The organism is Bibersteinia trehalosi USDA-ARS-USMARC-188 (genome assembly GCF_000521725.1).
Taxonomy (GTDB): Bacteria; Pseudomonadota; Gammaproteobacteria; order Enterobacterales; family Pasteurellaceae; genus Bibersteinia; species Bibersteinia trehalosi.
Window position 1 is genome coordinate 1,362,289 of sequence record NZ_CP006954.1, and the last position, 11,064, is coordinate 1,373,352.

The 11,064-nt window shown below is 40.9% G+C and carries 9 protein-coding genes and 1 riboswitch; of the genes, 2 read left to right on the forward strand and 7 right to left on the reverse strand.

The features are described 5' to 3' along the window. Nucleotides 1-25: 25 nt before the first annotated feature. The 6 genes from F542_RS06205 to F542_RS06230 form a co-directional block, all read right to left on the reverse strand. Nucleotides 26-832 (reverse strand): ABC transporter ATP-binding protein, encoded by an 807-nt coding sequence (locus F542_RS06205; protein WP_015432360.1) that lies wholly within the window; start codon nt 830-832, stop codon nt 26-28. Next, on the reverse strand, nt 829-2,793 hold the full coding sequence (locus F542_RS06210) for a dipeptide/oligopeptide/nickel ABC transporter permease/ATP-binding protein (protein WP_015432359.1): 1,965 nt from the start codon (nt 2,791-2,793) through the stop codon (nt 829-831). The genes F542_RS06205 and F542_RS06210 overlap by 4 nt, the downstream gene beginning before the upstream one ends. Continuing rightward, the gene (locus tag F542_RS06215) at nt 2,793-3,746 is read right to left on the reverse strand and encodes an ABC transporter permease (protein WP_015432358.1); all 954 of its coding nucleotides are present in this window, start codon (nt 3,744-3,746) and stop codon (nt 2,793-2,795) included. The genes F542_RS06210 and F542_RS06215 overlap by 1 nt, the downstream gene beginning before the upstream one ends. A 139-nt stretch (nt 3,747-3,885) precedes the next feature. After that, nucleotides 3,886-5,475, reverse strand: a complete 1,590-nt coding sequence (locus tag F542_RS06220; RefSeq protein ID WP_025267126.1) for an ABC transporter substrate-binding protein — start codon at nt 5,473-5,475, stop codon at nt 3,886-3,888. Nucleotides 5,476-5,668: 193 nt separating this feature from the next. After that, the gene (rnhA, locus tag F542_RS06225; RefSeq protein ID WP_015432356.1) at nt 5,669-6,127 is read right to left on the reverse strand and encodes a ribonuclease HI; all 459 of its coding nucleotides are present in this window, start codon (nt 6,125-6,127) and stop codon (nt 5,669-5,671) included. A 342-nt stretch (nt 6,128-6,469) separates the two neighbouring features. Next, the gene (locus F542_RS06230) at nt 6,470-6,871 is read right to left on the reverse strand and encodes an H-NS family histone-like protein (protein ID WP_015432355.1); all 402 of its coding nucleotides are present in this window, start codon (nt 6,869-6,871) and stop codon (nt 6,470-6,472) included. Nucleotides 6,872-7,091: 220 nt separating this feature from the next. Beyond that, a riboswitch (Lysine riboswitch) is annotated at nt 7,092-7,260 on the forward strand. Between the two features lie 115 nt (nt 7,261-7,375). Between F542_RS06230 and F542_RS06235 the strand changes: the two genes are divergently transcribed. After that, the gene (locus F542_RS06235) at nt 7,376-8,920 is read left to right on the forward strand and encodes a Na+/H+ antiporter NhaC family protein (protein WP_015432353.1); all 1,545 of its coding nucleotides are present in this window, start codon (nt 7,376-7,378) and stop codon (nt 8,918-8,920) included. A gap of 90 nt (nt 8,921-9,010) precedes the next feature. Here F542_RS06235 and radA read toward each other — a convergent pair whose 3' ends face one another. Further along, nucleotides 9,011-10,390 (reverse strand): DNA repair protein RadA, encoded by a 1,380-nt coding sequence (gene radA / locus F542_RS06240; protein ID WP_015432352.1) that lies wholly within the window; start codon nt 10,388-10,390, stop codon nt 9,011-9,013. Nucleotides 10,391-10,564: 174 nt separating this feature from the next. Between radA and ppdD the strand changes: the two genes are divergently transcribed. Continuing rightward, entirely contained in the window at nt 10,565-11,011 is a 447-nt protein-coding gene (gene ppdD / locus F542_RS06245) for a prepilin peptidase-dependent pilin (protein WP_025267127.1), read from the forward strand. Nucleotides 11,012-11,064 lie beyond the last annotated feature (53 nt).

An 11,064-nucleotide genomic window follows, 5' to 3' on the forward strand; every position in this document is an offset into this window, starting at 1 on the left:
AACAAGGGGAATCCCCCTTGCTTTATTAGAGTAGAGATGGGGCTGCATTAAGCAGAATGCGGGTATATTCCTGAGTCGGATGTTCAAAAACATCGCTTGCTCTACCTTGCTCTACGATTTGCCCGGCATTCATCACGACAATGCGATCAGAAACTTGGCGGACAGTTTGTAAATCGTGGGAGATAAACACCATGGATAAATTTAACTCTTTTTTCAGATCCGCAAGCAAATTAAGCACTTGAGCCCGAACAGATACATCGAGCGCAGAAGTTGGTTCATCCGCCACAATTAATTTGGGATTGAGTGCTAATGCTCGAGCAATTGCTACGCGCTGTTTTTGCCCACCTGATAAACGAGTGGGTTCAACCAATGCTGCCGAACGCGGTAAGCCAACCCGATTAAGCAGTTCATAGACGCGTTTTTCCCTTTCTTGAGGTTCAAGGATATTATGAATATCCATCGGATCTTTCAAAATATCCAACACTCGCATTCTTGGATTCAGTGCAGTAGCGGGATCTTGGAAAATCACCGAGACCTGCCGTCCAAACTGTTTGCGTGCTTCGGTACTGCCATATTTCATTTGTAAGCCGTTAAATTTAACCGAACCTGCTGTCGGTTTTTGCAAGCCTATGATCACATTAGCGAGAGTGGATTTGCCACACCCCGACTGCCCCACAAGCCCTACGGTTTCTCCTGCATTAATTTTTAGGCTCACGCCCCCTACCGCGGTAAATTTTTTGCGGTTAAAACAGTTGCCATCACGGGAGGGGAACTGCACCACGATATTTTCCAACTCGATAATCGGCTGGGGCTCAATATGTTTCATACTCATACTCTATCCTCCAAATGTGATGCCCAAATATGCTGTGGATGATCGCCTGTTGGTACAAGTTTAAGACGTTGTTCTGGGTTGGCATCTGGACGTAATGAACGGCTGGCAAAACGGTCACCTTTCGCAAAATCAAATGGGGATGGCACACTGCCTGGAATTTGATATAAGCGCTCTGCTCGACATTCTGTTGAGAGTACCGAACCAAGCAAACCACGCGTATATTCGTGCATTGGATTCGCTAATAGTGGCGTGGTTGGTGCTGCTTCCACCACTTGCCCTGCATACATGACTGTAATATGGTGAGCAATCTGTGCAACAAGGGCTAAATCGTGGCTGACAAAGACCATCGCAAACCCGAGTTTCTCACGCAATTCATTGAGTAGTTTGATCACTTCAGCTTGAACAGTTACATCAAGTGCTGTTGTTGGCTCATCGGCAATTAATAATTTAGGCTCTCGAGCTAATGCCATTGCAATGAGAACACGTTGGCGTTGTCCACCTGATAATTCGTGTGGATAGCGGTTTAATGTTTTCTCTGGATCAAGTTTTACCCATTGTAATAAGGTTTCGGCAGACTGTTTTCCACCCCGAGAAATGAGCTGTGCCATTTGATCTTTAATTCGCATTGATGGGTTTAATGCACTCAATGCATCTTGGTAGATCATTGCAATCTCGTGTCCTCGTAACTCATTGAGCTTATCTGTTTTTAATAAGTCGTACTGGTTGCCTGCTCTATCCGTAAATAAAATTTCCCCTGTGATTTGAGCAGTTTTTGGTAACAGCCCCATGATAGAGAATGCTGAGATCGATTTACCGCAGCCAGATTCACCTACCAATCCCATCGTTTCTCCCTCGTGAACGGTAAAGCTGATGTTATCCACAAGTGGAATATCGCCATAGCGATTGGGGAAACGGATAGAGAGATTTTTGACTTGCAAAATCGGCTTCGCATGCGGGTTTAATACCATTCTATCAGTACGAGTTGTCTCTTTTTCCTGTAATTTAAGCAAATAGCGTTTTAAAGCAAGGCTTTCCGCCATTGCTTCTTGTACATCGGTTGAAAGCGGTTTAGAGACATCATCTTTCGCTTTATTGGTTGGAGAACGTTTGAGTTTCGGATTCACCAGTGCATCGGTTAACCCTTCTGCAAGAATGTTTAAGGCAAGTACAGTGAGTAAAATACACATACCAGCAAAAGTTGTCGCCCACCAAAATCCACTTAATACGAGATTACGGCCTTCAGACAGAATATTCCCCCAAGATGGGAAAGGGGGTTGAACCCCTGCACCTAAGAAAGAGAGTGAGGCTTCTAAAACGATTGCATCAGCAACCATCACTGTCGCAAACACTAATACTGGCGCAGCGGTATTACGCACGACATGTTTGAGTAAAATATAAGTTCGACTTCCGCCGATGACTCGCTCTGCACGCACATAATCTTCTTCCCATTGAGAAACGACATTGGCACGCACAACACGAGCAAGCTGTGGCGTGTAAACAATGGCAATGGTAATGATAATAACAGGGGCTGAATTACCAAAAGTAGCCAGTAATACTGCTGCCAGTGCAATGCCGGGGAATGCCATTAATACGTCCATAGAACGCATAATCACTTCATTACCCAATTTTTGGGCTGTTGCCGCTGTTGCCCCTAAAATACTCCCGAAAACAATCGCACAGCCTACCGCACCGAGACCAATAAATAGTGAAGTTCTTGCCCCATAAACAATCCGAGAAAAGACATCTCGCCCTAAACGATCTGTCCCAAACCAATAATCCGCTTGTGGTGCTTGTATTGGGCGTAGTGTTTGTAATGGATCATAAGGTGCGACCAATGGGGCAAAAATCGCTACTAGCGCAACAAAGACTAAAAAAATTAAGGCGATTTTTGAACTTGTCGGTAAGGCTTTAAATCTTGCTCCGCCAGCAGCAAGACGTTCTGCTAATTCTTGACGAAACATTATAGACTCCGAATTTTAGGGTTAATCAAAACATAGAGAATATCCACAATGATATTCACCACGACAAAGGTAAAGGCAATAGTGAGCACCACCCCTTGTACTAAATTTAAATCATGGTTCACAATGCCATTAAAAATCAGTTTTCCCATACCTGGTAAGTCGAAAATTTGCTCGATTACCACTGCACCACCTAATAAATAGCCTACTCGTAAACCTAATACAGTAACTGGTGTAATTAAGGCATTACGCAATACATTGTGGCGAATCACGGTTGCATAAGGCACGCCGTTACCTATCGCTGTGCGAACATAGTCTTTATCCATCTCTTCCACCATAGTGGTACGTACGACACGAATTAAGGACGCACACACAGGAATTGCTAAGGCAAGAGAAGGTAATACCATTGAACGAAAATAACCATTTGGGCTTTCACTAAATGGAATAAAACCACCAGAAGGGAGCCAGTCCAGCTCTAAAGAGAACCATTGAATTAATAAAATACCTAGCCAAAAAGAGGGCGTTGCAACGGCTGCAACCGAGAGAAAACGAATAATTTGATCTGCTATTCGATCTCGATAAAGTGCAGCCGTTACACCTAAACTAAACGAGATCACCGCCGCAAGCAATACGCCAATAAAAGTCAGCTGTAAAGTGAGAGGGAATGCTTTGCCAATCATATCTACAATCGGTTGAGCGGGGGGCGTGGTCATACCAAAATCAAATTGCAATAAGTTGCCGATAAAACGAAAATACTGCACGATAATCGGATCATTTAAGCCGTGTTGTTCACGGTACAACGCTTTTGCCGCTTCACTGGCACTTTCGCCCAGAGCAATCGTGGCGGGATCTCCAGGGGTAAACTGCAATACGATAAATACAAGGGCGGTAACCCCTAACATCATCACCGGCAACGCCATTAAACGGCGCAATAATAAACGTAAGATAATTTCCATAAGTACTCCAGAAATCAACAAGCGGTCAGATTAGCGCAAAATTTTGCAAAATTTTGTTACGATCTGACCGCTTGAACTTCTCCTTATCGCGCAGAGATGATGCATTATTATCCTCTGCTGAATTATTCCCCTTTGCGGGTTATTTGCGGCTCACGCCTAAGAATGACATACCTGTGGTTGGTAAAGATTGGAAACCATCCAATACTTTATCATTCCAAGCTGTAGGTAGTTTACGATGAACAATTGGGTAAAGCGGAACTTCACGTGCAATGATATTAATCACTTTCGTCCAAGCTTCTTTAGCTTCCTCTTTCGATTCAGCACGCACTGCTGCATCAAGTAATTCTTGAACTTCAGCATATTCTGCAGTTTCTGCCCAGCCAAAGCGTTTTTTCGGCCATACATCACCACGATACCACCAGCTTAATAGTAAGTCTAAGTCGTTACCGAATACTGATGGATCCCCCGGTGCTATCACTACTTCATATGCGCCTTTATCTACGTGCGCACCATATAATGCCCCTGATTGCAGATGTTTAAGGGTCACTTTAACTCCAGGGATTGCATTCCAAGACTCAAGAATGAGCGGCGCACATTCTTTGATCCAAGAGTGATCGGTTGCCAATAACTCAAACTCTAATTTTTCAATACCAGCTTCTTTTAATAAGGCTGCCGCTTTTTCTTTGTCGTAATCGTATTGGCTTTCTGCTTTGACATAATCAGGGTGAGTATCTTGCACATAAGAACTTGCCGCTTTTGCATTACCAAGAAAAACGATATCAATCAGCTTCTGTGTATCCATACCATAATGTAAAGCTTGACGTACCTTAACATTATCAAATGGCGCTTTTTGACAATTAAACATTAAGAACATTAAACCAAAAGATTGAACCGAATCTACTACACCTTTACGTTTTAGGCGTTCCGCATCAAGATATGGCACACTTTCAATCGCTTGTACACGACCTGACTCCTGAGCCGTGACTCGGGCTGCATCATCAGAAAGTAAGAACCATGTCATTTTTTCTACGGTTGCAGGATAAATGCCATTATATTTATCAAATGCTTCAAAGACGATACGGTCATCTTTCACTGCAGAAATAAATTTATATGGACCTGTGCCGACTGGATGAGCGTCAAACGCTTGCTGACCTTTTGCCTCAATGAGTGCTTTTGGCACAATTTTGACGATAGTTAAGCGTTCTTTAAATAAAGCAAATGGATATTTGAGTTTAAACTCAACAACTTTGTCATCAATTGCTTTAACGCTTTCAATAAATGGAATAAATTGTGCAAAAAGCGAAGCCTGTGCAGGATCGAGTACACGCTCAAAAGAATAAACAACATCTTCCGTTGTTACCGCATTACCATTATGGAATATCGCCCCTTCACGCAGTTCAATACGCCAAGTAGTATCATCAATTTGTTCTGGCTCTTTTGCTGCCAGAGCAAGATATGGTTGACGTGTTGCTGGGTGTAAATCAACTAAACCTTCAAAAATATGTAAGTTAGCTGCTAAAGAGGAAGCGCCACTTGAAGTCAGAGGGTCAAACCCCGTAGAGATTGGGTAAGCAATCCCTGCTTCTATCGTTAAGCCTGCAACTGGTGCTGCAAAGGCATTTGGAGAAAATGTGCCTAATGTACCGCTAAAAGCGAAACCAGCACTAACCCCCGCCATTAGTTTCATAAAATGACGGCGAGATTCATTATGTTCGAAATGTTTAGTCATCATAGACTCCTTTGAGGTGTTGTAGTTTATTGTTCAATACAACTCAAACTGAACAATCGAATTTGAAGTGATTTAATCAAAAAGAAAACCCAAAATGGATTGAAATTATCATAGCACTAAGCAATACCAAGTCAATGATTTATCTCAATAACAAATTACATTTGTGATCTAGTTCACGAAATCAGAAAACGCCCTAAGTTTCATAGCCAGTATCATCTAAAGTAGGGCTATTTGCCCCTACTTTAGCCAATTCATCACAAATCTCATTTTCTCTATGTCCAGAATGCCCTTTCACCCATCGCCACTCAATTTGGTGGCGCTGAATTTCATTATCTAGCGCTATCCACAAATCCTGATTCTTCACTGGTGTTTTATTACTTGTTTTCCAATTGTTCTTTTTCCAATTAAAAATCCACTTTTGGATGCCATTTTGCATATATTGGCTATCACTATGCAAAATCACATTACAAGGCTCTTTTAACAATGAAAGAGCTTCAATTACTGCCCGTAGTTCCATTCGATTGTTTGTGGTCAAATAATAGCCTTTGCTTAAGGTTTTTTCAGTCTGTTTATAACGTAATAAAATACCTATACCACCTTTACCAGGATTACCTAAACAAGAACCATCTGTAAAAATTTCAACTGTCTTCATACTTCTAAAAAACAAACGTGAGTATGTTTACCCACGTTTTGTAAAATCTCTCTATTCTAGAGCACGCTCTAAGCTACGCTGTCCGTATAGTACCACAATTTTATTCCAAGCCACAAAGACATCTAGATTTCTCCTTAACACCTTGTTACAGATAGTAATAAGCACTACATTTATAATCTCGTTTAACACAAATGTCTATAAACATCATTAGAATAATGTGGATTATTAAAAGAAAAATTCACGTAATGAGAAAAGAAAAATAGTATTTAAATATAATGAATAAAGATATATTCTTTTGATATAAAAAAGAGAACTCATCGGAGCTCTCTTTTTAAACTAGAATTAGATTTCAAAATCTGATAAGGATTTACCTGCATCTAATGCGGCTTGTAATGCTTTGGGTGTACGACCTTGACCAGTCCAAGTTTTTTCATTGCCATTTTCATCAATGAATTTATATTTTGCTGGACGAGATTCGCGTTTTTTAGTGCTCATCTCTCCCCCGCCTAATAAGAAAGCTAATTCTTCAATAGAAAGACCGTCTTGAGCAAGTAATTCTTTATATTTATTTAAGCCTTCTAAACGTTTTGCATTCTCAAGCTCCTGCGCTTTCAATGCTTCACGTTTTTCTTCAATTACAATCGCTAATTTCTCAGCAATACCTTCTAATGTCTCCAACGTATTATCTCGAGCAAAAACACGTAAGCTACGAATATTGTTAAGTACTTTTAACATATCTGACATCTTAGTAATCTCCTATTATAAATTTAAAAGTCTATTTCAGTTATTCTGAAACACTAAATATATTAGCTTAATTATTTTCTGTGGTAAATAATTTAATTTTAAAATTTATCCTCTATTTTAATTTTCTTTCCAGAAAAATGCCATATTGCCAAATAGCCAAACATAATTTACAAGTTTCTATTGCAAAAATACCTATTTCAGGTAAGCTATCTACCGTCCTACAAATTGTAGAGGTGCGAATGCCATAAGTATTCCTTTAGAGCGGAAAGCGATGAAAAAGGCGGAAAGGGGTATTTGCCGAAATCGATTAAGCGTCATCTTAATCGGTTGGGGTCGTTACCGAAAGGAACGACACTGTCACAGCAACGCTGTGGAGTGCTACTGTTTAGGCTGGGTTTATTCATACCTCCCTTCCTTTTATACTCTTCTATTCGTATAAATTTATTCAGTAGATCTCTTTCTTTGTTTGACAAATCAATAACAAAAAACAATCTTAGAGGTTTTATGGAATTAGTAAATTATTCCACATCATTGTGGTCGGTTGTGCCTGCGTTACTTGCATTATTATTAGCAATTGTCACACGCAAGGTGCTTATCTCGCTGAGTCTCGGCATTCTTGCTGGTGCATTTATGCTCAATGCAGGCAATCCATTAGATGCGATAAGTTATCTCATCAAGAAAGTCATTGGCTTAGTTTATGATGATGGTATTGATTTTGATAACGTCAATATCGTTCTTTTCTTAATCTTACTCGGCATTTTAACAGCTTTATTGAGTATTTCGGGCAGTAATCAAGCCTTTGCGAATTGGGCAAGAAAACGAATTAAAGATAGACGAGGCGCAAAGCTAATGGCAGCATGTTTGGTATTCGTTACTTTTATTGACGATTACTTCCACAGCCTTGCTGTCGGTGCTATTGCGCGTCCTGTGACCGATAAATTTCACGTTTCTCGAGCGAAACTGGCTTATATTCTAGACTCAACTGCTGCGCCAATGTGTGTGATGATGCCTGTTTCTAGTTGGGGAGCTTATATTATTACTCTCATCGCAGGATTACTCACTACTTATGGCATTACAGGCTATACACCACTGGGCGCATTTATTGAAATGAGTTTAATGAATTTCTATGCGATCTTCTCTATCGTAATGGTATTCTTTGTCGCTTATTTTTCATTTGATTTAGGTTCAATGGCACGATTTGAGCAACAAGCATTACAGCAAGCACATCATGAAAATACTCAAAATGACGAAGTGCCTATCGGACGCATGCGTAATCTCGTATTACCTATGCTAACATTAATTGCCGCAACCGTTGCCATGATGCTCTATACTGGAGGACAAGCTTTAGCTTCTGATGACAAAGCTTTCTCTATTCTAGGTGCCTTTGAAAATACTACTGTTGGGATCTCATTAGTCGTTGGTGGGATAAGTGCTATTGTTGTAGCAACACTTTGCATTCTCTTAAGCATTGGCCCTAAAATCAGTGTTGTGGATTACTTCAAGTCTTACGTAATTGGCGTAAAATCTATGCTTGGCGCAATCACAATTCTCTTCTTTGCTTGGACTATCAATGGCATTGTAAAAGATATGCAGACAGGAACTTACCTTTCTACCTTAGTAGCTGGTACATTAAACCCTGCTTTCTTACCTGCAATCTTATTTGTGCTTGGGGCATTTATGGCATTCTCAACTGGCACAAGTTGGGGAACCTTTGGCATTATGTTACCAATTGCAGCAGCAATGGCAGCCAATGCAGAACCCGCACTACTGTTACCAAGCCTTTCGGCAGTAATGGCTGGAGCTGTATGCGGCGACCACTGTTCTCCAATTTCGGATACAACGATTCTGTCCTCAACGGGGGCTCAATGTAACCATATGGACCATGTTACTTCACAACTACCTTATGCATTGACTATCGCAACGGCAACTGTTGTTGGTTATCTAGTCCTTGGATTTACCCTTTCAGCGCCGCTTGCCTTTGTAGTAACAGCAGTGGTTTTAGCAGGATTAATCCTCATTTTTAAAGCTCGCAAAAAAGCAAGCGCTTAATTTTCTACTAAAAAATACAAAGCCAGATTAAGAAAACAATCTGGCTTTTAGCTTGGGTTATTAGTCATTCAAATTTGTTACTGACAGCCCCTAAAGATTCGCAACAATGTCCAACGCATCACTTAGCTTTTTCACACCAAGCACTTCCATCCCCTTAATTGATTTCTTTGGTATGTTTCCAGCAGGGACAATCGCGCGCTTAAATCCATGTTTTGCGGCTTCACTAATACGCTCTTGTCCACTTGGTACTGGGCGGATTTCACCTGCTAGCCCTACTTCACCAAAAACCACCAGATCATGAGGCAATGGTCGGTTACGAAAACTAGAAAGCAAGGCTAACAGCAGGGCTAAATCTGCACTAGTTTCAGTCACTTTTACTCCGCCAACGACATTGACAAACACATCTTGATCGGACATTTGTAAGCCACCATGGCGATGCAAAACAGCTAGTAATAGAGATAAACGGTTCTGCTCTAATCCCACTGCAACTCGGCGAGGATTGGCAAGCATAGAGTGATCAACTAATGCCTGAATTTCCACTAATAATGGACGTGTTCCTTCCCAAAGCACCATAACTGAACTGCCAGAAGTTTGCTCTTCACTTCGACTTAAGAAAATCGCTGAGGGATTTTTCACTTCACGTAAACCTTGCTCAGTCATAGCAAACACACCGAGTTCATTCACTGCACCAAAACGGTTCTTATGGCTACGCAAGGTTCTAAAGCGACTATCTGCCTCCCCTTCTAACAATAATGATGCATCAATGGCATGCTCTAACACTTTTGGACCAGCTAATGTGCCATCTTTCGTCACATGTCCAACCATAATAATCGCTACTTGACGGGTTTTCGCATAACGAGTTAAAAAAGAAGCACATTCTCGCACCTGTGCTACACTCCCTGGAGAAGATTGAATATCAGCAAGATGCATGACCTGAATAGAATCAATAACCATCAATTTGGGTTTTTCCTGATCTGCAAGATTACAAATATGCTCAACAGAGGTTTCTGAAAGCATCTTCAAATGCTCGGTTGGCAACCCCAAACGATTTGCTCGCATGGCAACCTGTTGTAATGATTCTTCACCTGTTACATAGAGTGTTGGCAATCTTGATGACAACCCACACATAACTTGGAGTAATAAAGTGCTTTTTCCTGCCCCGGGATGCCCGCCAATTAAAATTGCACTTCCAGGTACAATCCCTCCGCCTAATACTCGATCTAGTTCATTAAAGCCACTGCTAAACCTTGGTACTTCCTGCAAGCTGATCTCTGAAAGCGTTTGTACCTTACCAGAAGTTTGCCCCGCGTAGCCACTAAAGCGAGCACCTTTGCTTTCTTGTTTTGACGAAATTAACCGTACTTCACTAATCGTATTCCATGCTAAACAAGCACGACATTGCCCCATCCATTTTGAATACTCTTCGCCACAATCACTACATACATAAGCGGTTTTCGGTGCTTTTGCCATTCCTTTACTCCATCAAAAAATTTCGCAAATATTAACAAAATACTGTGTAAATGAACAGGGAACTTTCTATTTTTGGGATGGCGATCCCAAAAAGCATTTTTACTGTTCGCAATTTTTTGCCAATTTTGCAAACTATTAGTGCGTAAATTGTACGTTCAGCCAAAAGGATATGCTATGAAAATTTCTAACTTTCGCCCACTTCAAAAGGGCTTTACTTTAATTGAACTCATGATCGTGATTGCGATCATTGCAATTCTCGCTACTATCGCGATTCCATCTTATACCAACTATACTCAAAAAGCGGCTCTCTCTGAAATGTTACGTGCTTCTGCCTCTTACAAATCAGATGTGGAAATTTGTATTTATAACACAGGGGCTACTACCAACTGCTCCGCAGGATCAAATGGAATTCAAGCTGCGAAAACAGAGAGTAGTGATACAAAATATTTGAAATCAGTCTCTGTCACTAATGGCATTATTAATGTTGAAGGTAAAGGCAGCCTTGATGGATATAGCTATACCATGACACCTAAATTTGCTAACAACAATATTACTTGGTCAGTCAATTGCACTGGGGCAGACACAGGCTTATTCCCTGCTAATTTCTGTAGTTCGGAATAACACGACTTGAATCATACAAACAAGGGGGACTCCCCTTGTTATCACCAAGGAAA